At 71.5% G+C, this 25,622-nt stretch carries 20 protein-coding genes and 1 pseudogene; 7 read left to right on the top strand and 14 right to left on the bottom strand.

What is annotated here, in order from left to right; translation table 11 throughout:
* Positions 1–7 precede the first annotated feature (7 nt).
* On the bottom strand, positions 8–961 hold the full coding sequence (locus WQO_RS22335; RefSeq protein ID WP_006127074.1) for a LysR family transcriptional regulator: 954 nt from the start codon (positions 959–961) through the stop codon (positions 8–10).
* Between the two features lie 62 nt (positions 962–1,023).
* Between WQO_RS22335 and WQO_RS22330 the strand changes: the two genes are divergently transcribed.
* The 3 genes from WQO_RS22330 to WQO_RS22320 all read left to right on the top strand — a co-directional run bounded on the left by WQO_RS22330 (position 1,024) and on the right by WQO_RS22320 (position 4,431).
* Positions 1,024–2,331 (top strand): MFS transporter, encoded by a 1,308-nt coding sequence (locus WQO_RS22330; RefSeq protein ID WP_029182098.1) that lies wholly within the window; start codon positions 1,024–1,026, stop codon positions 2,329–2,331.
* Positions 2,332–2,483: 152 nt separating this feature from the next.
* On the top strand, positions 2,484–3,200 hold the full coding sequence (locus tag WQO_RS22325; protein ID WP_010058560.1) for a L,D-transpeptidase family protein: 717 nt from the start codon (positions 2,484–2,486) through the stop codon (positions 3,198–3,200).
* Between the two features lie 193 nt (positions 3,201–3,393).
* The gene (locus WQO_RS22320; protein WP_010058561.1) at positions 3,394–4,431 is read left to right on the top strand and encodes a sigma-70 family RNA polymerase sigma factor; all 1,038 of its coding nucleotides are present in this window, start codon (positions 3,394–3,396) and stop codon (positions 4,429–4,431) included.
* 56 nt (positions 4,432–4,487) lie between these two features.
* Here WQO_RS22320 and WQO_RS22315 read toward each other — a convergent pair whose 3' ends face one another.
* Positions 4,488–4,862, bottom strand: a complete 375-nt coding sequence (locus tag WQO_RS22315; protein WP_010058562.1) for an STAS domain-containing protein — start codon at positions 4,860–4,862, stop codon at positions 4,488–4,490.
* Positions 4,863–5,121: 259 nt separating this feature from the next.
* Here WQO_RS22315 and WQO_RS22310 point away from each other — a divergent pair, with 259 nt between their 5' ends.
* Positions 5,122–8,406, top strand: a complete 3,285-nt coding sequence (locus WQO_RS22310) for a S8 family peptidase (RefSeq protein WP_050992277.1) — start codon at positions 5,122–5,124, stop codon at positions 8,404–8,406.
* 81 nt (positions 8,407–8,487) lie between these two features.
* Here WQO_RS22310 and WQO_RS22305 read toward each other — a convergent pair.
* The 8 genes and pseudogenes from WQO_RS22305 to WQO_RS22270 form a co-directional block, all read right to left on the bottom strand.
* Positions 8,488–9,085, bottom strand: a pseudogene (locus tag WQO_RS22305) (Uma2 family endonuclease).
* 104 nt (positions 9,086–9,189) lie between these two features.
* Positions 9,190–10,467 carry a thymidine phosphorylase gene (locus WQO_RS22300; protein WP_010058565.1) on the bottom strand — a complete coding sequence of 426 codons (1,278 nt, stop codon included), beginning with the start codon at positions 10,465–10,467 and terminating at the stop codon, positions 9,190–9,192.
* A gap of 123 nt (positions 10,468–10,590) precedes the next feature.
* Complete coding sequence (locus tag WQO_RS22295) at positions 10,591–11,004, bottom strand: cytidine deaminase (protein ID WP_010058567.1); 414 nt, start codon at positions 11,002–11,004, stop codon at positions 10,591–10,593.
* Positions 11,001–12,266, bottom strand: coding sequence for an ABC transporter permease (locus WQO_RS22290; protein ID WP_010058569.1), 1,266 nt, complete (start codon positions 12,264–12,266; stop codon positions 11,001–11,003). Before WQO_RS22290 ends, WQO_RS22295 begins: the two co-directional genes overlap by 4 nt.
* Positions 12,263–13,381 carry an ABC transporter permease gene (locus WQO_RS22285; protein WP_010058571.1) on the bottom strand — a complete coding sequence of 373 codons (1,119 nt, stop codon included), beginning with the start codon at positions 13,379–13,381 and terminating at the stop codon, positions 12,263–12,265. The genes WQO_RS22290 and WQO_RS22285 overlap by 4 nt, the downstream gene beginning before the upstream one ends.
* The gene (locus WQO_RS22280) at positions 13,378–14,961 is read right to left on the bottom strand and encodes an ABC transporter ATP-binding protein (protein ID WP_050992270.1); all 1,584 of its coding nucleotides are present in this window, start codon (positions 14,959–14,961) and stop codon (positions 13,378–13,380) included. The genes WQO_RS22285 and WQO_RS22280 overlap by 4 nt, the downstream gene beginning before the upstream one ends.
* Positions 14,962–15,383: 422 nt before the next feature.
* Entirely contained in the window at positions 15,384–16,430 is a 1,047-nt protein-coding gene (locus WQO_RS22275; RefSeq protein WP_010058573.1) for a BMP family lipoprotein, read from the bottom strand.
* 182 nt (positions 16,431–16,612) lie between these two features.
* Positions 16,613–17,851: an amidohydrolase gene (locus WQO_RS22270; protein WP_010058574.1), complete on the bottom strand. Its 1,239-nt coding sequence runs from the start codon at positions 17,849–17,851 to the stop codon at positions 16,613–16,615.
* Positions 17,852–18,026: 175 nt separating this feature from the next.
* On the opposite strand from WQO_RS22270, the gene WQO_RS22265 reads away from it, so the two are divergent.
* The gene (locus WQO_RS22265) at positions 18,027–18,440 is read left to right on the top strand and encodes a hypothetical protein (protein ID WP_010058575.1); all 414 of its coding nucleotides are present in this window, start codon (positions 18,027–18,029) and stop codon (positions 18,438–18,440) included.
* On the opposite strand, the gene WQO_RS22260 is transcribed toward WQO_RS22265, so the two are convergent.
* Genes WQO_RS22260 through WQO_RS22245 form a run of 4 tightly spaced genes read right to left on the bottom strand, consistent with a single transcriptional unit; the run spans position 18,431 to position 23,065 of the window.
* Positions 18,431–19,465 carry a hypothetical protein gene (locus WQO_RS22260; RefSeq protein WP_010058576.1) on the bottom strand — a complete coding sequence of 345 codons (1,035 nt, stop codon included), beginning with the start codon at positions 19,463–19,465 and terminating at the stop codon, positions 18,431–18,433. The genes WQO_RS22265 and WQO_RS22260 overlap by 10 nt on opposite strands.
* Positions 19,466–19,475: 10 nt before the next feature.
* Positions 19,476–20,408, bottom strand: a complete 933-nt coding sequence (locus WQO_RS22255) for an N-acetylneuraminate synthase family protein (protein ID WP_010058578.1) — start codon at positions 20,406–20,408, stop codon at positions 19,476–19,478.
* 12 nt (positions 20,409–20,420) lie between these two features.
* On the bottom strand, positions 20,421–21,659 hold the full coding sequence (locus WQO_RS22250; RefSeq protein WP_010058580.1) for an acylneuraminate cytidylyltransferase: 1,239 nt from the start codon (positions 21,657–21,659) through the stop codon (positions 20,421–20,423).
* Between the two features lie 20 nt (positions 21,660–21,679).
* On the bottom strand, positions 21,680–23,065 hold the full coding sequence (locus WQO_RS22245) for a DUF6716 putative glycosyltransferase (protein WP_010058582.1): 1,386 nt from the start codon (positions 23,063–23,065) through the stop codon (positions 21,680–21,682).
* A gap of 208 nt (positions 23,066–23,273) precedes the next feature.
* Between WQO_RS22245 and WQO_RS22240 the strand changes: the two genes are divergently transcribed.
* Positions 23,274–24,257 carry a glycosyltransferase family 2 protein gene (locus WQO_RS22240; RefSeq protein WP_058954218.1) on the top strand — a complete coding sequence of 328 codons (984 nt, stop codon included), beginning with the start codon at positions 23,274–23,276 and terminating at the stop codon, positions 24,255–24,257.
* Positions 24,254–25,594 (top strand): polysialyltransferase family glycosyltransferase, encoded by a 1,341-nt coding sequence (locus tag WQO_RS22235; protein ID WP_010058585.1) that lies wholly within the window; start codon positions 24,254–24,256, stop codon positions 25,592–25,594. The genes WQO_RS22240 and WQO_RS22235 overlap by 4 nt, the downstream gene beginning before the upstream one ends.
* Positions 25,595–25,622 lie beyond the last annotated feature (28 nt).

Raw genomic sequence — 25,622 nt, 5'->3', positions numbered from 1 at the left:
TTCCCCCTCAGTCCGGCAGCAGGTTCCCCCGCCGCGAGAGCAGGAAGCGCTTGAAGGCGGCGACCGGCGGGGTGTCGGGGTGTCCGTCCAGCCAGGCGACGCCGATCTCGCGGGCCGCGCGCGGGGCCGTCACCGTCAGCTCGACGACCCCGGGGCGGGCGACGGCGGGCGGCGGCAGCAGCGCCACCCCGAGCCCGGCCGCGACCAGCCCGCGCAGGGTCTCCGCCTCCTCGCCCTCGAAGGCGACGCGCGGGGTGAAGCCCGCCTCCGCGCAGAGGTCGTCGGTGATCCGGCGGAGCCCGTAACCCGGCTCCAGCGTCACGAACGTCTCGTCGGCGGCCTCCGCGAGGCGGATCCGGCGGCGGGAGGCGAGGCGGTGGTCGTCCGGGACCACCAGGCGCAGCCGCTGTTCGTCGAGGCGGCGGGTGACCAGGTCGGGGGCGTCGGGCACGGGCGAGGTGAGGCAGAGGTCGAGGCCGCCCGCGCGGAGCCGTTCGATCATGGCCTCGCCGTAGTTCTGCACGAGCTGGAAGCGGACCCTCGGGTGGTCGACCCGGAAGGCGCGGATCAGGGCGGGCACGGTCTCGGAGCCCATGGTGTGCAGGAAGCCGAAGGAGACCCGGCCCGCCGTCGGGTCGGCGTCCGCCCGGACCGAGTCGGCGGCCTTCTCCACCTCGGCCAGGGCGCGTTCGGCCGAGCCGAGGAAGGTCCGGCCCGCCGGGGTGAGGGAGACCGTGCGGCCCTTGCGGGCGAACAGGGCGACGCCCAGGTCCGCTTCGAGCCGGACCATGGCCCGCGAGAGCGTGGACTGCGGCACGCCCAGCTCGTGTGCGGCGCGGGTCACATGCTCGTGCCGGGCGACCGCCTCGAAGTACGCGAGGCGGGGCGCGAGCACGGCCCGGATGTCTTCTTCGTAACTGCTTGGTGACAGCCGAGGTCCTGAGCTGCGTTCATGCGCCATGGGATTGATTATCGCAGTTTCGTGCATTGGACGCATGAAACCTGCGGGTCTACTTTCGACGTATGCCTCCCGCTGATACCGGGGCATCCACCGTCGTGGTGGGTGCCTCTGCCCCGTCGTCCCCCGTCACCACCACCGCCGCGCCGGCCTCCCCCCATGAGCGCCTGGAGCCCGGCCGCCCCGGCTACCGCCGGATGAGCTTCGCCCTCTTCGCCGCCGGTGTCGCGGCGTTCGCCCTCCTCTACTCCACCCAGGCCCTGCTGCCCGCCGTCTCCGCGTCGTTCGGCGCCACCGCCGGACAGGCGAGCTGGACGGTCTCGGCGGCGACCGGGGCCCTGGCCCTGTTCGTGCTGCCGCTGAGCGCGCTCTCCGAGCGGTTCGGGCGCCGGCAGATGATGACGGCGTCGCTGGCCATCGCGGTGCTGGTCGGGCTGCTGGTGCCCCTCGCCCCGTCGATGGGCGCGCTGATCGCGCTGCGCGCCGTCCAGGGTGCGGCGCTGGCCGGGCTTCCGGCCTCCGCGATGGCCTATCTCGCGGAGGAGGTACGGCCCAAGGCGCTGATCGCCGCGATCGGGCTGTTCGTGGCGGGCAACAGCATCGGCGGGATGAGCGGTCGCATCCTCACCGGCTGGGTCGCCCAGGCGTGGGGCTGGCGCGCCGCGCTCGCGGCGGTCGGGCTGCTCGCGCTGGCGTGCGCCGTCGCCTTCCACTTCCTCATCCCGAAGGCGAGGAACTTCCGCCCCGGTTCGCTGAACCCGAAGGCCCTGGCGAAGACCGTCGCCACCCACCTGGGCAACCCGCTGCTGGTCCGGCTGTACGCGATCGGGGCCCTGTTCATGACGGTGTTCGGCGCGGTCTACACGGTGATCGGCTACCGGCTGGTCGAGGAGCCGTTCAGCCTGCCGCAGGGCGTCATCGGGTCGATCTTCCTCGTCTACCTGGTGGGTACGGTCTCCTCCGCCGCCGCCGGACGTCTGGTGGCCCGCCTCGGCCGCCGGGGCGCGCTCTACCTGGCCGTCTCCACCACGGCCGCCGGGCTGCTGCTCTCCCTGGCGGACCAGCTGGCCGCCGTGCTGCTGGGCCTGGTGCTGATCACGGCCGGCTTCTTCGCCGGACACGCGGTCGCCTCGTCCTCGGTGAGCCGGACCGCGACGGAGGGCCGGGCGCAGGCGTCGGCGCTCTACCAGTCGGCGTACTACCTGGGCTCCAGCGCGGGCGGCACGCTGGGCGCGGTCGCCTTCCACGCCGGGGGCTGGGCGGCGACGGTGGCACTGGGCCTGCTCGCGGTCCTCGGCGTCGTCTCGATCACCCTGTACGGGACCCGGGTGGCGCGGGCGGAGCGGCGGGCGCTGGTTCCGGCGACCCGCTGAGCGGCCCTGGCGCACTCGCAGACCGGAGGCCGTCATCCCGGCTATGCCGGACCGGGACGCAACCGAGACATACCCGCGCGCAACCAGTACTCCCCCTCGCACGTCTACCAGGCGTAACCACAAAACCACTGTGGGCGAAGGGGAGTTGCCGCATGGGAGACATGGCGAAGACATCCGGCAGACGGCTGCGACGCGGGGTGGCGCTGTCCGTCGCCGGGCTGGTGGCCGCTCCGGCCCTGGTCCTGGGCAGCGGCACCGCCGCCCAGGCGGCGTCCTGCACGAAGTCGGTGGGCCCCCACCAGAAGCAGGTCGAGAAGTTCCTCAAGCGGCCCGTGGACGGCAAGCAGTCGACGGCCGACTGCAAGGCGATCCAGAAGTTCCAGAAGGCCCACGGGATCACCCCCACCATCGGCTACGCCGGTCCGCTGACCTGGCGCACGATGAACACGATGCTCGCCCAGAAGGCGGCCGGGAAGAACCCCAACAAGGCGGGGAAGTGCCCCACCAACAAGGGACGCATCGCCTGTGTCGACCTGACCCGGCAGCTGAGCTGGATCCAGGACGGCAAGAAGCTGACGTACGGTCCGGTACCGGTGCGGACCGGCCGGGACGGCGCGGAGACCCGGACCGGAGCCAAGAAGGTCTACTGGCGCAGCATCAAGCACTGGTCGACGATCTACAAGGTCTGGATGCCGTACTCCCAGTTCTTCGACGGTGGCCAGGCGTTCCACTCGGTCACCAAGTCCATGTACAACCCGCCGGGCTCCGGCGGCTGCGTCAACATGCGGCCCGCCGACGCGAAGGCATACTGGAAACTGCTGAAGAACGGCGACGACGTGTATGTGTACGGGCGCAAGCCCGGGACCTGAGCGGGGCGCTGGGCGCATCCTTGAGGGGTGCCGGACGGATCTCCTGAGGGGTGCCGGACGGATCGTGGCCGGAGCCACGGCCTCCGGTACCCCTTGTTCGTTTTCCGCCCCCGACTGTCAGTGGCCTGCGTTAGCTTCCGACGTACCGGGTGACGGATGCCACAGCGCGAGGGCGCGCGACAGGGGTGGAGCGATGAGCGATCTGACCACGACGACGGCCGCGGGAGCGGCGGCGGACGCCGGGAAGCCGGATGCCGCCGGGATCGACAGCCGTCTGGAAGGGCACCGGGTCGAGCTGACCGGCTACTGCTACCGGATGCTCGGATCCGCCTTCGAGGCCGAGGACGCGGTGCAGGACACCCTGGTCCGGGCCTGGCGCAACTTCGACAAGTTCGAGGGCCGCTCCTCGCTGCGCTCCTGGCTCTACCGGATCGCCACCAACGTCTGCCTGGACATGCTGAACGCGGGCAACAAGCGGGCCCGCCCCGTCGATCTGACCGGCCCGACCCCGCTCGCCCAGGCCGCGCTGAGCCCCCGCCCGGAGAACGTCTGGCTGGAGCCGATGCCCGACGGCCGGATCCTGCCGTCGGTCCAGGACCCGGCGGAGGCGGCGGTGGCGCGGGAGTCGGTGCGCCTGGCGTTCGTCGCCGCCCTCCAGCACCTGCCGCCGAAGCAGCGGGCCGTGCTGATCCTGCGCGAGGTCCTCGCGTGGAAGGCCGCCGAGGTCGCCGAGCTGCTGGAGACCTCCGTGGCCTCGGTCAACAGCGCCCTGCAGCGGGCCCGCGCCACGCTGACCGAGACGGAGGGCAAGGCGGGCGATGCGGCGGACCCGCTCGACGAGGAGCAGCAGAAGCTCCTGGAGCGCTATGTGAAGGCGTTCGAGGGGTATGACATGGCCGCCCTGACGGCGCTGCTCCACGAAGACGCGGTGATGACGATGCCGCCGTTCGACCTGTGGCTCCAGGGCACCGGGGACATCACGGGCTTCATGACCTCCATCGGCGCGGCCTGCGCGGGCTCCCGGCTGGTGCCCGTCTCGGCCAACGGCTCCCCCGCCTTCGCGCACTACAAGCCCGCCGAGGACGGCTCCGGGTTCGTGCCGTGGGCGGTCCAGGTCATCGACGTCCAGGACGGGGCGATCACCGGGATGCACTGCTTCCTGGACGTCCCGCGCTGGTTCCCGCTGTTCGGTCTGCCGGACCGGCTCCCGGCGGACGCGCGGGAGGCGTAGCCGGACGGGTGGGGAGGGCGGACGCGTACGGCGCCTGCCCTCCCCACCCGCGTACGTCAGTACCGCCCCGGCACGCGTTCCTCCGGGTCCTCCTCCAGGGTCACCACGTCGGCCAGCCCCACCAGGTTCAGCAGCGCCCGGAGTTCGGGGGGCACCCGGCGCAGCCGCAGGGTGTGTCCGGCCCGGCGGGCGACGAGGCCCAGCCGGGCCACCGCCTCGACGGCGGTGAGATCCGGCCGGATCATGCCGCCCACATCGCAGTCCACCGCCGCGCCCGGGGTGAGGGCGGCGCCGCGGGGACCGGCGAGGGCGCGCTCCAGTTCGGCGCAGAGGTCGGGGACGACGGCACGGCTGACCCGGCCGGTCACGGTCAGGGTGATCGGGTTTTCGGCATCCACACCAGGCAGACCGGACCGGCGGGCGAAATTCATCGGCCCCCTGGGCGTCATCGCGCCGCGGAGGAGCCTTTTCGCGTCAACCCATGACTTCTTGTGTCCCTCCTGTGAACCCATCTCCCCGGTGTCCCCTCTAGTCGGGTGAACCGACGGCCGCAGCCGTCTCTTCTGCGTATCTGCGGGCCGACGGGTTGAGGAACCATCGAGTTCTCCAGGGGGAGAGTTGCGCAGACACGTGAGAAACGCGTGCATACCCGCGGTCGCCACGGCGGCCGCAGTGGCGCTGGCGGCCGGCATGGTCAGCCCCGCCGTCGCCCAGCCGGACCCGAAGGGGGCGGCCGGCACCCGGGCGCAGGCCCAGGACCGGGAGACGCGTCAGCTGGCCCTCGTCACCGGCGACCGGGTCACCGTGGACGCCCAGGGCAAGCCGGTCGCCTTCCGGCCCGCGAAGGGCCGGGAGCACATCCCGGTCCAGCGGATGAGCGACCGGGGGCACACCCTCGTCATTCCGGCCGACGCCCACCGGCTGATCGTCTCCGGCAAGCTCGACCGCCGGCTGTTCGACGTCACCGAGCTGAGCCGTCCGGAGAACCTCCGGGCCCAGCGGGACGGTCTGAAGCTGATCGTCGGCTACCGGGGCAAGCAGGCCGCCACCGCGAAGGCGCAGGTCCGCGACGCGGGCGGCACCGAGGTCGGCCGGAGCCTGAGGTCGCTGAACGCCGAGTCGGTGACGACGCCGACGACCGACGCCCCGGAGATCTGGAAGGCGCTCACGGAGCGTCGCGCCGGGGGCGACCGGGTGACCACCGCCGCCGGTATCGACCGGGTCTGGCTGGACGGCGTACGGAAGGCGAGCCTCGACAAGAGCATCCCGCAGATCGGCGCCCCGGCGGCCTGGAAGGCCGGGTTCACCGGCAAGGGCGTCAAGATCGCGGTCCTGGACACCGGGACGGACTCCACCCACCCGGACCTCAAGGGCCAGATCCTCGCGGAGAAGAACTTCAGCGCCGCGAAGGACACGAAGGACCGGGTCGGCCACGGCACGCACGTCGCCTCGATCGCGGCGGGCACCGGCGCCAAGTCGGGCGGCAAGCTCAAGGGCGTGGCCCCGGACGCCAAGCTGCTCTCGGGCAAGGTGCTCGACGACGACGGCTACGGCGATGACTCCGGCATCCTGGCCGGTATGGAGTGGGCGGTCGCCCAGGGCGCCGACATCGTCAACCTGAGCCTCGGCGGGCCCGACAGCCCCGAGGTGGACCCGCTGGAGGCGGCGGTCGACAAGCTGTCGGCCGAGAAGGGCGTCCTGTTCGCCATCGCCGCCGGCAACGAGGGCGACGACGCGGGCACGGTCGGCTCGCCGGGCAGCGCGGACGCCGCGCTGACCGTGGGCGCGGTCGACGACAAGGACCTGCTGGCGGACTTCTCCAGCCGCGGCCCGCGGATCGGCGACGGTGCGATCAAGCCGGATGTGACGGCTCCCGGCGTGGACACCACGGCGGCCATCCCGCCCGGTTCGCTGATCGCCCAGGAGGTGGGCGAGAAGCCCGCCGGTTACGCCACCATCTCGGGTACGTCGATGGCCACCCCGCATGTCGCGGGCGCGGCCGCGCTGCTCAAGCAGCAGCACCCGGGCTGGAAGTACGGCGAGCTGAAGGGCGCGCTGACCGCGTCCACGAAGCCCGGGGCGTACAACCCGTTCCAGCAGGGCTCCGGCCGGATCCAGGTGGACCGGGCGATCGCCCAGAGCGTCGTCGCGGAGCCGGTCTCGGTGAGCTTCGGTGTGCAGCAGTGGCCGCACACCGATGACGTACCGGTCGGCAAGAAGGTGACGTACCGCAACCTCGGTACGACCGATGTCACCCTCGACCTGAAGGTGACCGGCACGGGCCCGACGGGCAAGCCGGCCCCGGCGGGCTTCTTCACCCTCGGCGCGGACCAGGTCACCGTTCCCGCGGGCGGCACCGCGGAGGCGACGCTGACCGCCGACACCCGGATCGGCGGCACGGCGGACGGCACCTACTCCGCGTACGTGGTGGCGACGGGCGGCGGGCAGACCGTGCGCACGGCGGCCGCCGTCGAGCGGGAGGTCGAGAGCTACGACCTGACCGTCAAGCACCTGGACCGGAAGGGCCTCCCGGCGGCCTACGCGGACAGCACACTCTACGGCTTCAACGACAAGGTCGGCGGGTCGTTCCTGAGCCCGCAGGTCGTGAACGGCACGGCGAAGATCCGGGTGCCCAAGGGCACGTACGTGGTCAACTCCACGGTCTACGGCGACCCGGAGGACTTCACCAAGGGCGCCGACTGGATCGCCCAGCCGAAGGTCGCGGTCACCAAGAACACCTCGCTGACGTTCGACGCCCGCAAGGCGAAGCCGGTGAAGATCACGCTGCCGGACGCCAAGGCGAAGGGCCAGCTGTTCGCGCCGGACTACTCGGTGGAGTCGAAGAACGACGCCGTCTCCTTCGGCTGGCTGATGGACTCGCCGGCCCACTTCCGCACGCTGCACGTGGGTCCGCAGATCACGGACGGCTCGCTCGCCCAGCACTGGTCGGGCATGTGGACCAAGGGCGCGTCGACCGAGTACGACATCGCGGTCGGCGGCAAGGTCAAGCAGCTCGCGACCGGCTACGACCGGAAGTTCACCACCGGCCAGCTGGCCAAGGTGAAGTTCACGATGGGCGCGGCCGCCCCGAAGAAGAAGGGCGCGGTCGCCGCCTGGGGCTTCCTGCCCTCGGCGGACGGCGGCGTGGCCGCCTCGATCGAGCAGAAGCTGCCCGGCACCCGCACGCTGTACCTCTCCACCGCCGACAAGGTGACCTGGGCCTTCGACTTCAGCCAGATGGGCGCGGTCGACGCGGACGGCTTCCCGACGTACGAAGCGAACTACTTCGTCGGCCCGGAGGCGGTGTACAAGGCGGGCAAGTCCTACAGCAAGTCCGTGAACAACGGGGTGTTCCAGCCGCTGGTGAACGACGACTTCGGTGTCGCCCGTGAGGGCAACGAGATCAGCGGATACCTCCCGCTGCTGGCGGACGGCGCGGGCAACGCGGGCGGCATGGAGCATGCGTCGGCCAAGACCGTCCTGCACCGCAACGGCAAGAAGATCGGCCAGAACGACGACCCGCTGAGCGGCGAGGGATCTTTCAAGGTCCCGGCCGGATCCGCGGCCTACAAGCTGTCGACCTCGGTCAAGCACAGCGCGAAGATCAGCCCGCTCTCCACCCGGGTGGACGCGTCCTGGACGTTCAGCTCGAAGAAGACCGAGTTCACGATGCTCCCGGTCTCCACGGTCCGGTTCACCCCGGCCGTCGGCGCCGACGGCCGGGCCAAGGCGGGCAAGACGGTCTCGGTGCCGGTGAAGGTGCACGGCGCGGCCGCGGGCAAGAACCTGAAGTCGCTGAAGACGTACGTCAGTTACAACGGCGGCAAGACCTGGAAGAAGGTCACGGTGAAGAAGGGGAAGATCACCGTCAAGAACCCGGCGAAGAACAAGGCGATCTCCTTCTCCGCCAAGGTCACCGACAAGAAGGGCAACACCTCGTCGGTGCAGATCTACAGCGCGTACCTGGGCAAGTGACGGGCGCTCGCGGGTAGTTCACTCCACGCATGACGGCGGCCCGCCGCACGGAGAGCATCCGTGCGGCGGGCCGCCGGTCTATCAACTGATGGGGAAGACGCCAGTGTCCAGGACCAGTCCGAACGGCTCGGGGAGGGTGAGCTCACGCCCGTACTCGACCGTCTCCAGCACTCGGTACGTACCGTTCTCCGGCTCGCCGTAAAGCGTCGCGGTCGGGCGGCCGGAGTGCCAGGGGTCGAGGAGCGGGAACAGTTCCACTCCGGCCTTGGCGTAGCCGTTGACCTTGCTGACTCGGTCGTGGTTGGCGTTGGCGCGGGAGGTGATCTCCACGACGAGGCGGGCTTCTTCGGCGGGGACGGTGTTGCCCGGCCCGGTGGCGGTGGCTCGGTCCACGACGACGAGGTCGGGGATGTAGATCCCGCCCCGCCCCGGGGGGGGAGAGGCCGAAAGTCTGGTAGATCTCCCAGTCCTCGGGGATCACCGTGTAGAGCCTGCGCTGGAGCAGCGCAGCGGTGGTGTTGTGGTCCTTGGACGGCGGCGGCGACACGGTGACGATCTCCTCGATGATCTCCACCTTGCAGCCCTCGGGTGCGTCCGTCTCCTCCCAGATCCGGACGAGGTCGTCCCAGTCCTGGCCTTGCCCTTGGCCCGGCGCGGGGTCGACGGTGAGCGGGTCCATGGCGGTCTCCTCTGTCGGTGCGTCGCCTCGGGCCGAGTCCAGCATGCCGAACGGGACCGGCGGCAGTCCACCGGTCCCGTTCACCCGTACGAGAAAACCGCAGGTCAGGCGATACGTTCCCGCACCACCGGCAGCGGCGAGAACGACGTGCCGGCCGGGGCGATGTCGTACGACTCCGGCAGGGCCTTGAGCGCGTAGTCGAACTTCTCCGGGGTGTCCGTGTGCAGCGTCATCAGGGGCTGGCCCTCGGTGACCGTGTCGCCGGGCTTGGCGTGGAGTTCGACGCCCGCGCCCGCCTGCACCGGGTCCTCCTTGCGGGCGCGGCCCGCGCCGAGGCGCCAGGCGGCGACGCCGACGTCGTAGGCGTCCAGGCGGATCAGGACGCCGGAGGCGGGGGCGGTGACCACGTGCTGTTCGCGGGCGGTGGGGAGGGTGGCGTCCGGGTCGCCGCCCTGGGCGGAGATCATGCGGCGCCAGACGTCCATCGCGGAGCCGTCGGCCAGGGCCTTCTCCGGGTCGGCGTCCTTGAGGCCCGCCGCGTCCAGCATCTCGCGGGCGAGGGCGAGGGTGAGGTCGATGACGTCCTGCGGGCCGCCGCCGGCAAGGACCTCGACGGACTCGCGGACCTCCAGGGCGTTGCCCGCGGTGAGGCCGAGCGGGGTCGACATGTCGGTGAGCAGGGCGACCGTGCGCACCCCGCTGTCGGTGCCGAGCGCGACCATGGTGGAGGCGAGTTCGCGGGCGTCCTCGATGGTCTTCATGAAGGCGCCGGAGCCGACCTTGACGTCCAGGACGAGCGCGCCGGTGCCCTCGGCGATCTTCTTGGACATGATCGAGCTGGCGATCAGCGGGATGGCCTCGACGGTGCCGGTGACATCGCGCAGCGCGTACAGCTTCTTGTCGGCGGGGGCGAGTCCGTCACCGGCGGCGCAGATGACCGCGCCGGTGGTGTCGAGGACGTTCAGCATCTCCTCGTTGGAGAGGTGGGCCCGCCAGCCGGGGATGGACTCCAGCTTGTCCAGGGTGCCGCCGGTGTGGCCGAGGCCCCGGCCGCTGAGCTGCGGCACGGCCGCGCCGCAGGCGGCGACCAGCGGGGCGAGCGGCAGGGTGATCTTGTCGCCGACGCCGCCGGTGGAGTGCTTGTCGGTGGTGGGGCGGGAGAGCGCGTCGAAGTTCATCCGCTCGCCGGACGCGATCATCGCTGCGGTCCAGCGGGCGATCTCGGTGCGGTTCATGCCGTTGAGCAGGATCGCCATGGCGAGAGCGGACATCTGCTCGTCGGCGACCTCGCCGCGGGTGTAGGCGTCGATGACCCAGTCGATCTGCTCGGGGGTCAGCTCGCCTCGGTCCCGCTTGGTGCGGATGACGGAGATGGCGTCCATGGGAATCCTTCCGGCCGGGTGCGTACGCAAGAGTCCTCGTTGACTCTACGCGCATAGAGAGGGGAAAGAGCGGTGGCCCTTCCGGGAAGGAAGGGCCACCGCCGGAACGTGCGAGGTACGGCGTCAGCCGAGGTGCTGCGGGCCGAACGACTGCGGCAGCATCGCGTCGAGCGTACGGATGCCGTCCGGCGTCTCCAGGAGGAGCTCCGGGCCGCCGAACTCGTACAGCAGCTGCCGGCACCGGCCGCACGGCACCAGGATCGCCCCGGTGCCGTCCACGCAGGTGAAGTGGGTCAGCCGGCCACCGCCGGTGGCGTGGAGCGTGGAGACCAGACCGCACTCGGCGCAGAGCGAGAGGCCGTAGCTGGCGTTCTCCACGTTGCAGCCGGTGATGGTGCGGCCGTCGTCCACCCGGGCGGCGACACCGACCGGGAAGCCCGAGTAGGGGGCGTATGCCCGGGACATGGCGTCCCGGGCGGCCTCCCGCAGGGCGTCCCAGCCGGCCTCGCCGAAGGCCGGGGCGGGCGGGGGTGTCACTTGCCCTCGCCCTTGCGGTACGGCACACCGTTGGCCTTCGGCATCCGCAGGCGTTGCGCGGAGAGCGAGAGGACCAGCAGCGTGGTGACGTACGGCGCGGCGTCGACGAACTGGCTCGGCACCTGGTCGGTCAGGAAGTACCAGGTGAACAGCAGCGCCGAGACGGCCGCCGCGATCACCGCGGAGACGTACTTCTTCTTGTACAGCTGCCAGAACACCGCGATGACCAGCAGGATCGCCAGCAGGAGCAGCATCGCGTGGACGTTCTCGGCGCCACCGCGCAGCTTGAGGCTGTCGGTGAAGCCGAAGAGGCCCGCACCCAGCGCCATACCGCCCGGCATCCAGTTGCCGAAGATCATCGCGGCGAGACCGATGTAGCCGCGGCCGCCGGTCTGGCCCTCCTGGTAGATGCCGGTGGCGACGATCGCGAGGAACGCGCCGCCGAGGCCCGCCAGACCGCCGGAGACCGTGACGGCGATGTACTTGTACTTGTACACGTTGACGCCGAGGGTCTCGGCGGCCACCGGGGACTCGCCGCAGGAGCGCAGCCGCAGTCCGAACGGGGTGCGCCACAGGATCCACCAGGTGGCGGGGATCAGCAGCAGGGCGACGACGGTGAGCAGGGAGAGGCCGGTGATCAGGCCGCCGATGATGCCCGCGATGTCGGAGATCAGGAACCAGTGGTGCTGCTGGAGGTCCGCGAGCCAGTCCGAGAGCCCCGGAATGGTGATCTTGTCGATCGGGTCGATGCGCGGGGACTGCTTGGAGGAGCCGCCCTGGATGCCGTCGAAAGCGAAGTTGGACAGGTAGCGGGTGACACCGACGGCGAGGATGTTGATGGCCACACCGGAGACGATGTGGTTCACGCCGAAGGTGACGGTGATGACCGCGTGCAGCAGACCGCCGATGCAGCCGCCGAGGATCCCGAAGAGGACACCCATCCACGGGCCCCACTGGAACCCGGCCCAGGCGCCGAACCAGGTGCCGAGGATCATCATGCCTTCGAGGCCGATGTTGATGACGCCCGCGCGCTCGGCCCACAGGCCGCCGAGTCCGGCGAGGCCGATCGGTACGGCGAGTTCCAGGGCGCCGGCGACCTGGCCGACCGAGGTGATGTCCTCGGCGCCGCTGATGAGGCGGACCAGCGAGATCAGGGCGAGTCCGCCCGCGACGATCAGCAGGACGACGGGCAGGGTGAGCTTGCGGCGGCCGTTGCCCTTCTGGGGGGCGGGGCGTGCGGCGGTGGTTTTGCTGGTGCTCACAGGGCCGCCTCCTTCTCGGTCGTGAGGGCGTGTCCGGCGGCGAGCTCCTCGCCGACCTTCTGCTGCTGGCGGCGGATGCCGTAACGGCGGACCAGCTCGTAGGAGACGACGACCGAGATCACGATCAGGCCCTGCATGATCGTGGCGATCTCCTTCTCGTACCCGTACTGGTCGAGCGAGGCCGAGGACTTGTCCAGGAACGCGATCAGCAGGGCGCTGAGGGCGATGCCGAGCGGGTTGTTCCGGCCCAGCAGCGCGATGGTGATGCCGGTGAAGCCGATGCCCGTGGGGAAGTCGAGGCTGTAGGTGTGCGTGTCGCCGAGCAGGGTCGGCATGCCGGCGAGGCCCGCGACCGCGCCGGAGATCAGCATCGAGGTGAGGACCATCTTCTTGGCGTCCACACCGGAGGCCTGGGCGGCGCTCTCACTGGCGCCGGTGGCGCGCAGGTCGAAGCCGAACCGGGTGCGGTTGAGGGCGAACCAGTAGAGGACGCCGCAGCCCGCGGCGACGAAGGTGAAGCCGTAGATCTCCCCGGCCCCGTCCGCCATCGGCAGCCCCGGGAACCAGCCCGACTCCGGGATCTCCCCGGTGGTCAGGTTGTTGGAGCCTGCGGGCTGCTCACCGAAGTTCTTCGGCAGGATCAGCCAGGCGACGAGCGCGGTGGCGATCGAGTTGAGCATGATCGTCGAGACGACCTCGCTCACCCCGCGGGTGGTCTTGAGGAAGCCCGCGATACCGGACCAGAACGCGCCCACGAGCATCGCGACGATCACGATCAGCGCGATGTGCAGCGGCCCCGGCAGCTCGACGCTCGCGCCGACCAGCGCGGCCATCATCGCGGCGAGGCGGTACTGCCCGTCGACCCCGATGTTGAAGAGGTTCATCCGGAAGCCGACGGCCACCGCGAGCGCGGCGAGGTAGTACGTACCGGCCTGGTTGATGATCAGGACCTGGACGTCGGCGTAGGAGGCCGAGTCGAACATGATCCGGTACGGCTCGAAGGGGTTCTGCCCGGAGGCGAGCAGCACCACGGTCGTCAGCGCGAGGGCGACGACCAGGGCGAGCACCGGGCCGGCGAAGCCCAGGATCAGCCGGTCCTTGTCGAATTTCTTCATCGGGCCTCGTCCTCCGAGCCTTCGAGGTGACCGGTGGCGGCGCCGGTCATGGCCGAGCCCAGTTCCTCCGGGGTGATGGTGGCCGGGTCGGCGTCGGCGACCAGCCGGCCGCGGTACATGACGCGCAGGGTGTCGGAGAGCCCGATCAGCTCGTCCAGGTCGGCCGAGATCAGCAGCACGGCGAGCCCTTCGCGGCGGGCCTCGCGGATCTGGTCCCAGATCTGGGCCTGCGCGCCGACGTCCACACCGCGGGTGGGGTGGGCGGCGATCAGGAACTTGGGCGCGTGGCTCATCTCGCGGCCGACGATCAGCTTCTGCTGGTTGCCGCCGGAGAGGGAGGCCGCGGTGACGTCGATACCGGGGGTGCGGACGTCGTACTCGCGCACGATGCGCTCGGTGTCGGTCCGGGCCGCCTTGTTGTCCAGCAGCCAGCCGCGGCTGTTGGGCTTCTCGGTGACGTGCCCGAGGATGCGGTTCTCCCACAGCGGGGCGTCCAGCAGGACGCCGTGGCGGTGGCGGTCCTCGGGGATGTAGCCGATGCCCGACTCGCGCCGCTTGCGGGTCGGGGCGTGCGAGATGTCGTCGGAGCCGAGGGTGATGACCCCGGCGTCCGGGTCGCGCATGCCCATAAGGGCCTCGATGAGCTCGGTCTGGCCGTTGCCCTCGACGCCCGCGATCCCCAGGACCTCGCCCTGGTGGATGGTGAAGTCGATGCCGGCGAGCACGTCGCGGACGGTGCCGTCGGGGTCGGTGACGGTGAGCTTCAGGTCCTGGACCCGCAGCATCGGTACGTCGGTGACGGTGGACTCGCGGGTCTCCGGCGAGGGCAGCTCGCTGCCGACCATCAGCTCGGCGAGTTGCTTGGTCGTGGTGGAGGCCGGGTCGGCGGTGCCCACGGTCGTACCGCGGCGGATGACGGTGATGTCGTCGGCGACCGAGAGCACCTCGCCCAGCTTGTGCGAGATGAAGATGACGGTCAGGCCCTCGGCCTTGAGCTCGCGCAGGTTGGCGAAGAGCGCGTCGACCTCCTGCGGCACGAGGACCGCGGTCGGCTCGTCCAGGATGAGGATGCGGGCGCCCCGGTAGAGCACCTTGAGGATCTCCACGCGCTGCCGGTCGGCGACCCCGAGGTCCTCCACGAGCGCGTCGGGCCGGATGCCCAGGCCGTACGCGTCGGAGATCTCCTTGATCTTCTTCCGGGCGCCGGAGCCGATGCCGTACAGCTTCTCGCCGCCGAGGACGACGTTCTCCAGGACGGTGAAGTTGTCGGCGAGCATGAAGTGCTGGTGCACCATGCCGATGCCGCGCTCGATGGCGTCACCCGGGTTGGAGAACGAGACCTGCTCGCCGTTGATCGCGATGGTGCCCTCGTCCGGCTTCTGCATGCCGTAGAGGATCTTCATCAGGGTGGACTTGCCGGCGCCGTTCTCCCCTACGAGGGCGTGCACGGTGCCCTTGCCGATGGTGATGTCGATGTCGTGGTTGGCGACGACGCCGGGGAAGCGCTTGGTGATGCCGTGCAGTTCTACGGCAGGGGGGCTGCTGGACGCGTTGATGACGCACTCTCCTTGGCCGGACAGGAGCGGGGGCGGAGGGGCTCGGGGGGCTCGGGGGCCCTGGGGGGCGGGGGTGAAGTTATCGCGCCGGAGGGCTGTCTACACGCGTAGCGCTGCCGAATCGTGAAACACGGGGTGCACGTCACACCCCGGACGCGGGTCCAGGGTGGGCGGGAGAGCACTGCGGGAGGCGGATCTTCTTCGGTCGTACTGAGGGTTACGGACTGCCGGGGCCTCGGGGGCCGCGGGTCTTAGGTGAAGCCGGTGTACGGGTTTTCGGTGAAGCTCCTGTACGGCCGGCTCGGGCGGCTGGCCCGCGGCCCTGCCCGTCACCGGCGGCGGGAGCCGCGCGGCGTACGGACAGGGCCTGGGAAACCAGCCGGGGCGACGGCCGGGGGCCGTCGGGTCCGGCGGCCCGGGAGGGGCCGCCGGACTCGGGACCGTCCTTACGGAGCGGTCTTGACGGTGATCTTGCCGTCGATGATCTCCTGCTTGGCCTTGTCGACGGCCACGATGACGTCCTTCATCTCGGCGAAGGCCGGGTTGGACATCGACAGGGCGACACCGTTCTTGTCCAGGCCGTAGCGGATCTCACCGGTCTGCGGCTTGTCGTCCTTGACCGACTTGATCAGGTTGAAGACCGCGTCCTCGATGTCCTTCGTGACCGAGGTCAGGATGGACGCCTTGTAGGGCGCGAGACCCTTCTGCTGGTACTGGTCGGAGTCGACGCCGATGTTCCACTTGCCCGCCTTGGAGACGGCCTCGATGGCACCGGAGCCGGCCAGACCGGCGGCCGAGTAGATCACGTCGGCCTTCTTGTCGAGCTGGCCCTGGGCGGCGGCCTTGCCGAGGTCGGGCTTGGAGAAGCCGCCGAAGTCCGGCGGCTGCGTCAGGTACTGCGGCAGCACGTTGACCGAGGCGTCGGTGTCCTTGACGCCCTGGACGAAGCCCGCCTCGAACTTCTTGATCAGCGGGGTCTCGACACCGCCGATGAAGCCGACCGTCTTCGACTTGCTGACCTTCGCGGCGGCGACGCCGGCGAGGTAGGAGCCCTGCTCCTCGTTGAAGACGATGTTGGCGATGTTCTCGCCGGTCACCGAGGCGTCGTCGATGATGCCGAAGGTGGTCTTCGGGAACTTCGGCGCGACCTTCTTGATGGCGGGCGCGTAGGCGAAGCCGACGCCGATCACCGGGTTGTTGCCGGAGCGGGCCAGCTCGGTGAGGCGCTGGACCTTGTCCGCGTCTCCCTCGCCGTCGGAGGGCTCGGCCTCGGAGCCCTGGATGTCGAGGTCCTTCTCGGCCTTGGCGAGTCCGGCGTAGGCGGCGTCGTTGAACGACTGGTCGCCGCGGCCGCCGATGTCGTACGCGATGGCGGCCTTGTCGCCGTCGGAGCCGGAACCGGCGTCCGACGAGTTTCCGCCACACGCGGTGACGCTGAGAGCGAGCGCCGCGGACGCGATGCCCACGGTGGTGATCCTGGTGATCCGGCGCAAGGGGAGGCTCCTTCAAACCTGACCGAAGCGCCTCTTCCGGCGCTGGTTTCGCCGCGATCGTAACGCGCGTAGATGTCAGATAAGAGCACGTACGGAAGCCGTTATCGGATCGTCGCGAACAGAGGCCGCCCACACGGCGGGACAGGAGTCCACGAACGGCCTACGAAGACTGTGTCAACGCTTCACGAACGGCCGCCGTCGAGCAGGGCGGCGGCCGTGAACAGCTCGACCCCCACGGTGATGGCCTCTTCGTCCACGTCGAAGTTGCCGCGGTGCAGGTCGAGGCCGCGCGTGTCGCCGGGGGTCCGGACGCCGAGGCGGGCCATCGCGCCGGGCACCTGCTCCAGATACCAGGAGAAGTCCTCGCCGCCGAGGCTCTGCTCGGTGTCCTCGATCGCATACGATCCGCGGCGCTCGGTCATCGCGGCGTCCAGCAGGCCGATCGACTCGGCGTCGTTCACGACGGGCGGCACGCCGCGCACGTAGTTGATGACGGTCTTGGCCCGATGCATTCCGGCCACCTCGTCGATGGCTGCGTGGACCAGGTCGGGGGCGTCGCGCCAGGCGTCCAGATTCAGGCAGCGGACGGTGCCGGACAGCTCGGCGTGCTGCGGGATGACATTGGGGGCGTGCCCGGTCTCCAGGCGGCCCCAGGTCAGCGCGAGCCCGGCGCGGGCGTCGACGCGGCGGGCGAGCAGCGCGGGCACGTCGACGGCGATCCGGGCTGCGGCGGTGACCAGGTCGGTGGTGAGGTGGGGGCGGGCGGTGTGGCCGCCGGGCCCGTCGAGGGTGATCTCCAGCCGGTCGCAGGCCGAGGTGATGGCCCCGATCCGCAGCCCGATCCGCCCGACGTCCACCTTCGGGTCGCAGTGCACGCCGATGATCCGGCCGACGCCCTCCAGCACCCCGGACTCGATCGCGTCGAGCGCGCCGCCGGGCAGGACCTCCTCGGCGGGCTGGAAGATCAGCCGCACGGCGTTGGGCAGCAGCCCCTGCCGGTCGAGATCGGCGAGCACGAGGCCCGCGCCGAGGACGGTGGTGGTGTGCACGTCGTGCCCGCAGGCGTGCGCACGGTCGGGCACGGTGGACCGGTAGGGCACGCCGGCCTTGGTGTCCGGGATCGGCAGCGCGTCGATGTCCGCCCGCAACGCCAGCATGGGCGTGACCCCGTCCCACTCCCCCACATCACACATGAGCCCGGTGCCGACGGCCAGGACCTGCGGCTTCAGGCCGGCCTTCTCCAGCCGGTCCTTGATGGCGGCCGTGGTCCGGAACTCCTGGTTGCCGAGCTCGGGGTGCATGTGCAGATCCCGGCGGAAGGCGATGAGCTCGGCACGGAGTTCCTCACCGAGCCGGCCGGGCAGCGCACCTCCCCCGGGCTGGTCGGCCAGGCTGTCGGGGCGGGAGGCGCGGGACTTCAACTGGTTCACCTTATGAAGCGTAGGCCCCTAGACCCCTCAACTGGCCATGGATCTAGGAAATTTCAGCCGTGCAGGCGAACAAAGTTCGGGTGAGGACGTGTGACGCAGGGTGGTTGCGGGTATACCGGATCTCCTTCTCGGGGCGGGGTGCGCGGCCGGTGCGACACTGACCGCCATGAGCAGATACACCGAGGTCATCGTGCTGGCACGGGGCGCCGAAGAGGTCATGGAGCCGCTCACCCGGCCGGACGAGAACCGTGAGTGGCACCAGTGCTTCACGCGCGTGGACGAAGGCACATTCGAAGGATCGAGAATGCCGTCCGAGGAGTGCTGCACCTGGGTCATCCAGTTCATCCGCCGCAACTGGACGGGGCTCATGGCCCATCTGGAGTCGCTGCCCTGGCCCGACCCGTGGTCCGTGCAGGTCCTCATACGCGACGAGGACGACGACTGCTTCGGGATGTGGATGCTCCACGACGGCCGGCTGGTGGAGGTGCCGATCCCCCGGACCGAGCGGAAGCCCTTCTCGGACACCATCGTCGGAGTCCTCTCCCGCACGGACCGCCCCGGGCGGGGCCCCTACGCATGAGCCGTCGACGTCAGCCGCTGCACCCCCCGTGCCGTCTCCGTGACCCCGCTCAGGAAGCCCTGCGCGCGGGGGGAGGCAGTGGCGCGGAGCCATTCCGGGGCGATGTCGCAGACCGCGACGTTCACGCCCGTGCCGGCCAGGGCCAGCGGGAGGGTGTGGACGACCGTGGAGGGGAAGCTGACGATCGTGCGGCCGATGGGGCCGCGGCGGGCGATCAGCTCCAGGGGGAGGTCCGGGCGGACGATCTCCAGGCCGGTGGCGGCTTCCAGGGCGTGGAGTTTCTCGGCGGACTCGCGGCGGTGGGCGAAGTAGCGGGTGGCGCCGTGGGCGCGGGCCAGGGAGGCCACCGCCTCCTGGTACGGGACGGGGTCGACGACGCCCGTCTCGACCAGGGAGGTGCCGACCAGGTCGGCGCCCTTGCCGATGCTGGGCGGGCCGAAACGGGCCCGGGTCCAGGCGAAGGTGTTCGGGGTGACCGCGACGCCGGGCGGAGCCTCCACCGGCATCGCGGTGAACACCTCGACCGTGTGGCGGGCCGTCGGGGTGAAGCGGCGGCGGGCCGTGGCGGTGACCGGGGCCAGGACCAGTTCGCGCGGTCCCGTACGGCCCCGGCGGTGCCAGCGGGTCAGGCGCTCGCCCCTGGCCAGCTGGGCCACGAACTCCATGGTGGCCGTGCCGTCGTCGACCACCGTGAGGCGGTCGGCGCGGACCAGGGTCAGCAGGAGCTGGACATAACGGGAGAACGGATCGCCGATCACTATGTGGTCCGCGCGCCGGACCAGGCCGGCCAGGGCGCGCAGGGCCTTCAGGGGGGCGCCGGACTCGCCGCGCGCCTCCTGCCAGCGGACCGTGATGCCCTCGTCGCGGGCCAGCTCCGCCATCCGGCGCAGCTGACCGCGCGACATCGGGTCGACCGGGGGGAGGACGACGACCGTGGTGGCGGCCGGATCGTCTCCCCCCTGGGTGTGAACCCACTCCAGGACGTTCAGGAGCTGGACCGGGCTCTCGACGAAGGCGAGGTTCACCGGTCGGCGCTCAGACCGCGACCGGCTCGGGGGCCGGCGCGTTCTCGGTCTCGGCGACGACACCCGCGACGCGGCGGAGCTTCTTCATCGGGCCGAGCTCGGACTCGTACACCTTCTTGACGCCGTCGCCGAGCGACTGCTCGATGGTGCGGATGTCGCGGACCAGGCGGGTCAGGCCCTGCGGCTCGACGGAGGCGGCCTGGTCGGAGCCCCACATGGCGCGGTCCAGGGTGATGTGGCGCTCGACGAACGTGGCGCCGAGCGCGACGGCGGCCAGCGTGGTCTGCAGGCCGGTCTCGTGGCCGGAGTAGCCGATCGGGACGTTCGGGTACTCCTGCTGGAGGGTGTTGATGACCCGCAGGTTCAGCTCCTCGGCCTTCGCCGGGTACGTCGACGTGGCGTGGCAGAGAAGGATGTTGTCCGAGCCGAGGACCTCGACCGCGTGGCGGATCTGCTTCGGGGTGGACATGCCGGTGGAGAGGATGACCGTGCGGCCGGTGGCGCGCAGGGCACGCAGCAGCTCGTCGTCGGTGAGCGAGGCGGAAGCCACCTTGTGGGCGGGGACGTCGAACTTCTCCAGGAAGGCGACGGCCTCGGTGTCCCACGGGGAGGCGAACCAGTCGATGCCGCGCTTGGCGCAGTGCTCGGCGATGGCGGTGTACTCGTCCTCGCCGAACTCGACGCGGTGGCGGTAGTCGATGTACGTCATCCGGCCCCACGGGGTGTCGCGCTCGATGTCCCACTGGTCGCGCGGGGTGCAGATCTCCGGGGTGCGCTTCTGGAACTTGACGGCGTCGCAGCCGGCTTCGGCGGCGGCGTCGATCAGCGCGATGGCGTTGTCGAGGTCGCCGTTGTGGTTGATGCCGATCTCCCCCGTGATGTAGACGGGGTTGCCGGGGCCGGCGGTACGGGTGCCGAAGGTGCGCAGGCGGGAGGTGCTCATGGTGGTGCTTCCTTACGTGGTGGGGACTGTGGGGTCAGGGGTGTTGGTGGTGGTGAGGGTGGGGCCCAGCAGCCAGGCCGCGATCTCGCGGATGGCGCCGTAACCCCCGGGGGTGGTCGTGACGGCGCGCGCGGCGGCGCGCACCGAGTCGTGGGCGCTGGCGACCGCGACGGGCCAGCCGGCGAGGGAGAAGCAGGGGAGGTCGTTGACGTCGTTGCCGACGTAGAGGACCCGGTCGGGGGCGATGGAGTGCTCGTCGCACCAGCGCTTCAGCGCCTCGTCCTTGCGGTCGATGCCGTGCAGGACGGGGATCTGCAGCTTCCGGGCCCGGGCCGCGACGACCGGGTTCTGCTCGGTGGAGAGGATCAGGAGGGGGACGCCCGCCTTGCGCAGGGCGGCGATCCCGAGGCCGTCGCCCCGGTGGACGGCGACGGTCTCGCGGCCCTCGGAGTCGACCATGACCCGGTCGTCGGTCTGGGTGCCGTCGAAGTCCAGGACGACTGCGTCCACGTCCGCGAGGGAGGGCAGCGGGGAGGGGTCCAGGAGCGGGGCGAGCGCCCGGGCGCGGGCCAGGTCGTGCGGGTCGTCGATCTCCAGCACCCGGGCCGGGTCGGTGGGGACCAGGGCGGTGTGGCCGAAGAAGCGGTGGCGGTGGGTACGGAAGCCCGCCGCGTCCATGGCGTAGGCGGCGCCGGTCTCCAGATAGTCCTGGGGGCGGTCCTGGCGGCGGGGGCGTACGGACTTGTCGTGGTTGACGCCGTACGTGCTCTCCTCGACCGCGTGGCCGTCGCGCCAGACGAAGCCGTGGAACGGGGCGACCGTGACGGCCGTGTCCGCGCCCTCGTGGGCGACCGCCCGGGCCACGCCGTCGATGTCCTCGCGGGAGACGAACGGGCTGGTGCACTGGACGAGAAGGACCACGTCGACGGTGCGGGCCCGCTCGGCCTCGTAGACGTCCAAAGCGTGCAGCACGGCCGCTTCGCTGGTCGCGGTGTCGCCCGCGATCGCCGCGGGGCGCTCCACGCAGTGCAGCCGGTGGGCGGCGCGGAGGTCGGCGGCGGCGGTGCGGGCGGCCTCGGCGATCGCCCCGTCGTCGGTGGTGACGACGACGTCGGTGACCTCGGGGGCGCCGAGCGCGGCGCGGACGGCACGGGCGACCAGCGGGATGCCGCCGACCTCGGCGAGGTTCTTCGCGGGGACGCCCTTGGATCCGCCGCGGGCGGGGATCACGGCGAGGACGGTCGGGGTCATCGAAGCTCCTGAAGTAGTGGTCACAGCTCCCCCATCCGGCGGATCACCGGGGCGACGCGCTGGACGCCGTGGCGGTAGGCGCCGCGGGCCGCGTTGCGGACGGTCTCGCGGACCGCGCCCCGGACCCGGCCGGGCTCCTGCGGCGCGGCCGCGCCGGGCAGGGGCGTCCCGTCGGGGGCCAGGTGGTGGCGGCCGAGGATGCCCGGGAGGTAGCCGGGGGCGCTGGCGGGTGTGTAGTAGGGCGCGAGCGGCGGGAGTTGGCCGGCGTCGAGGAGGGCGGTGACCTTGGTGCGCGCGGTGTCGTAGGCGGTGCCGTACGAGCCGTCGGCGGCGACGCCCTGCCCTGCCACCCACTCCGTGTCCGGCCGGGGCCGGGTCCCGCCGTCGAGCCGGTCCCAGGAGGTGAGGAGCCCGGAGCCGACGAAGTGGTGGTTGCCGAGCATCTCGCGGACGCCGAGGTCGGTGAGGATCGCGGTCGGGATGCGGCGGTGCAGGGACTCCAGGGCGGCGGTCGAGGAGACGGTGACCAGGAGGTCGGTGCGGTCCAGGACCTCGCCCATGTGCCCGTACACCAGGCGGAAGTTGGGCGGCAGGCCGCCGGGCAGCCGCTGCGCGAGCTTCTGGTAGGGCAGTTCCTCGATGTGGGTGGTGTGCTCGCCGGGCTTGGAGCGCAGCTTCAGCAGGACCTCGCGGCGCGGATGCAGCCGGGCGTGCTCGACGAGCCGGCGGAGCAGGTAGGTCCGGTCGGCACGGGAGGCCGGTACGGAGGGCTGGGCGGCGAACACCACGGTGTCGCGGCCCTCTTCGGGGCTGTACGGGGCTCCGCCCAGGAAGGGCAGGGCGGCCTCGGTGACGGCCGACGCGTCGGCGCCCACTCCCTCGTACACCGCACGGAAACGTTCCGCGTCGTGGGCCGAGTTGGCGAGGACGACGTCCGCCCCGTGGCGCAGCAGGAGGCCGTCGGCGAGCTTCTCGTAGACGACGCCGACGTATCCGGTGACGACGACGGGCCGGCGCGGGAGGTTCAACGCGGCGATGCCGTGCAGCATGGCCTGGACGCCGCCGCCGACGAGGGCGAGGACGACGAGGTCGAAACCTTCGTCGCGCACGGTGTGCAGGAACTCGACGGCGGTGACCTCGCGGACCCGCTCGGCGTCGATGCCGACCTCGCCGACCTCCGCGAGCTGGCGGGGCGTCGGGGTGGCCCGGCCGCGCAGCAGCAGCCCGCTGACCTCGACGGGGCGCGCGTCCGGTCCGTCCCCGGCGGCCTCGGCGGTCAGGCGGCGCGCGGTGAGCGCGCCCCATTTCCACCGGGTGTCGGAGTCGGCGAGGACGGCGACCCGGAGCGCCGGTCGGGCGGCGGGGGTCTCGGCCGGTTCGGCCTCATGGCTGGTACGTGGGGGCACGTCGAAGAAGTTAGGAAGGCATTTCGATGAGCGGCCCAACGCGATGGCAACAGATGGTTAACAGCGAGCCGACGATTGGGGGACCACCCCGAATGGGCCCCCAATTCCCGTTCCGGAAAAGGCGATTCACCTGAGCGTCGGTCGCTGTTCACCTGCTGGGCGCATTGCGGAAAAGGAAAGGGCCACAGCCGCACCTAACGTGATGCGCGTGGTTAAGCTCTCCGTCATCGTGCCGTTCTTCAACGTGCAGACCTACGCGCCCGACACCCTGAGAAGCCTGCGGGCCAACGCCCGCCAGGACTTCGAGTTCCTTCTCGTCGACGACTGTTCGACCGACGGGACGCTCCCGCTGCTGCGCCGGGCCGCGGACGAGATCCCCGGGGCCGTCCTGCTGCGGCACGAGGTGAACGGCGGTCTGGCGACCGCGCGCAACACCGGTCTGGATGCCGCCCGCGGCGAGTACATCGCCTTCCTGGACGGCGACGACTGGCTGGCCCCCGGCCACTACGAGCGGCTGGTGGCCAGGACCGAGGCGCTGGGCTGCGACTTCGTGCGCACGGACCACGTCCAGGTGAACGGCAGGACCCGCACCGTACGCCGGGTTCCGCACGGGCCGCACGGTGTGGTGAGCGACCCCCGGGCCGCGATCCTGCCCGCCCACCGCACCACGTCGGTGGACTACGCGTTCGCCTGGGCGGGCCTGTACCACCGGCGGCTGCTGGACCGGGGGCTGCTGCACTTCACCGACGGGCTCCGCACGGCGGAGGACCGGCCGTGGATCTGGCGACTGCACCGGGAGGCGGAATCCTTCGCCGCCCTGGGCCTGCTCAGCCATTTCTACCGGCGCGGGGTGGCGACTTCCCTCACCCAGATCGGCGATGTGCGCCAGCTCGATTTCCTGCGTGCATTCGACCAGGTGATCGCGGAGACCGCCGCCGACCGCGAGGCGGAGGTCTTTCTGCCGAAGGCCGTACGCACGTACTGCGCGATCATCGCCCACCATCTGGGCGACCTGGACAAATTCGAGCCGGCCGTGGCCCGTGAACTGAAGTCGCGCGGCGCCGCGGCCCTGGGACGCCTGCCGCAGCGGCTGCTGGACGAGGCGCTCGACGCCATGGACGTGACACGGGCGACCCGGGTGCGCAGGCTGCGCCGGCGTCCGGCCGCCACGAAGGGGGCCTCGGCCGCATGACCATCCGGATCTTCCACGCCTCCTCGCACGGGGCGGCGGTGCTGCTCGCCGCGGCGATCGACGCGGGCTGCTTCACCGAGCCCGACCGCCGGATCCTGCTGCTGTCGCGGACCGGGCACGCCCCGGAGACCGTCGCCGACGTCTCTGCGAGCGCCGGGTTCGACCGGCTGCGCACCCGGTTCGACGCGGTGCTCTCGTGGAACGACGCGATCGCCCCCTTCCACCCGGACGGCTGGCACCCCCGGGCGGACGACGCCCCGCTGTGGGAACGCCACTTCCGGCGGGCCTGGGGCCTCGGCGAGGAGGAGCTGGAGCTCGTCGTGGACTCCCCGCACGCCGGCCCCGCCCGGGCCCTGACCCAGGTGTTCGCGGGCACCCCCGTCGATGTGTACGCGGAGGGGCCCGGTGCGTACGGCCCGACCGGGGAGAAGATCCCGCCGCTGGCCGGGGCCCGGGTGCGGCGGCTGCTCCATCCGGACCTGGTCGCCGGGGTGCGCCCGCTGCTGCTCGGCGAGTTCGGGGTGGAGCCGCGGACCGTGCCGGCCGAGGCGATCACCAAGGTCGTCGCCGAACTCGCGGACGGAGAGGCGGCGTTGCCCGCTGTCGAGGGGCCGGCGCTGCTGCTCGGGCAGGATCTCGCGGGGGCCGGGCTGATCCCGGCGGCCGATGAGACGGGGCTCCGCCTGGAGATGGTGCGCGGGACGGCGGCGCTCGGCCACACCCGGCTGGTGTACGCGCCGGATCCGTACGCCCCGTGGGAGAACCCGGCGGCGCTGCGCGCGGAGGCGAAGCAGCTGGGCGTCGAACTGACCTTTCTGGACGGCCCGTTGCCGGTCCCGGCCGACGTGCTGATGCAGCGGCTGCGGCCCGCGCTGGTCGTGGGCTGCACCTCGGCGGCGCTGTTCGGGGCGGCCCGGTTCCACGGTCTGCCGGTGGCGACGGTAGGCACGGGGCTGCTGCTGGAGCGACTGATCCCGTACGAGAACCCGGAGCGGACAGCGGCGACACTCGCGGACGCGGTGCTGCCCGGGCTGGGCGACGCGGAGTCGGGGGTGGGAGTGGGGGTGGGGGCGGGGTCGGCGGCGGAGCTGGACGGTCTGCTGGCCGCCGTCGCCTTCGCGATGCGGCCGAAGGTGCGCTCCGATCTGCGCCCGGCCGCCGAGCGCTACCTCGCCGCGCACCTGGACAGCCGCACCTGGCGCTACTTCAAGCGCCGCCGTCTGGCCTCGCTCGCGCTGCCCGGCGTGGTCCCGGTTCGGCTGGCGTTCCTGCGCTCGAACCCGGCGCTGCGGCGGGTGGCCCGGCGGGCGCGGGCGCTGCGGAGCGGGAGGGGCTGAGGCCCCGGGGGCTGAGCCGGGCCGGGGT

Origin of the sequence: Streptomyces globisporus C-1027, from assembly GCF_000261345.2 — a bacterium.
In the GTDB taxonomy this organism is placed as follows: domain Bacteria; phylum Actinomycetota; class Actinomycetes; order Streptomycetales; family Streptomycetaceae; genus Streptomyces; species Streptomyces pakalii.
Note: the sequence above shows the minus strand (reverse complement) of the source record. Positions and strands in the feature narration are given on the sequence as shown.

Coding starts and splice junctions, on each gene's coding strand:
- WQO_RS22255 (WP_010058578.1), bottom strand. CDS start 20,408: ATGAGCACCTCCCGCCTGCGCACCTTCGGCACCCGTACCGCCGGCCCC.
- WQO_RS22300 (WP_010058565.1), bottom strand. CDS start 10,467: ATGGACGCCATCTCCGTCATCCGCACCAAGCGGGACCGAGGCGAGCTG.
- WQO_RS22320 (WP_010058561.1), top strand. CDS start 3,394: ATGAGCGATCTGACCACGACGACGGCCGCGGGAGCGGCGGCGGACGCC.
- WQO_RS22330 (WP_029182098.1), top strand. CDS start 1,024: ATGCCTCCCGCTGATACCGGGGCATCCACCGTCGTGGTGGGTGCCTCT.
- WQO_RS22310 (WP_050992277.1), top strand. CDS start 5,122: ATGGTCAGCCCCGCCGTCGCCCAGCCGGACCCGAAGGGGGCGGCCGGC.
- WQO_RS22315 (WP_010058562.1), bottom strand. CDS start 4,862: ATGAATTTCGCCCGCCGGTCCGGTCTGCCTGGTGTGGATGCCGAAAAC.
- WQO_RS22265 (WP_010058575.1), top strand. CDS start 18,027: ATGAGCAGATACACCGAGGTCATCGTGCTGGCACGGGGCGCCGAAGAG.
- WQO_RS22325 (WP_010058560.1), top strand. CDS start 2,484: ATGGGAGACATGGCGAAGACATCCGGCAGACGGCTGCGACGCGGGGTG.
- WQO_RS22250 (WP_010058580.1), bottom strand. CDS start 21,659: ATGACCCCGACCGTCCTCGCCGTGATCCCCGCCCGCGGCGGATCCAAG.
- WQO_RS22235 (WP_010058585.1), top strand. CDS start 24,254: ATGACCATCCGGATCTTCCACGCCTCCTCGCACGGGGCGGCGGTGCTG.
- WQO_RS22335 (WP_006127074.1), bottom strand. CDS start 961: ATGGCGCATGAACGCAGCTCAGGACCTCGGCTGTCACCAAGCAGTTAC.
- WQO_RS22285 (WP_010058571.1), bottom strand. CDS start 13,381: ATGAAGAAATTCGACAAGGACCGGCTGATCCTGGGCTTCGCCGGCCCG.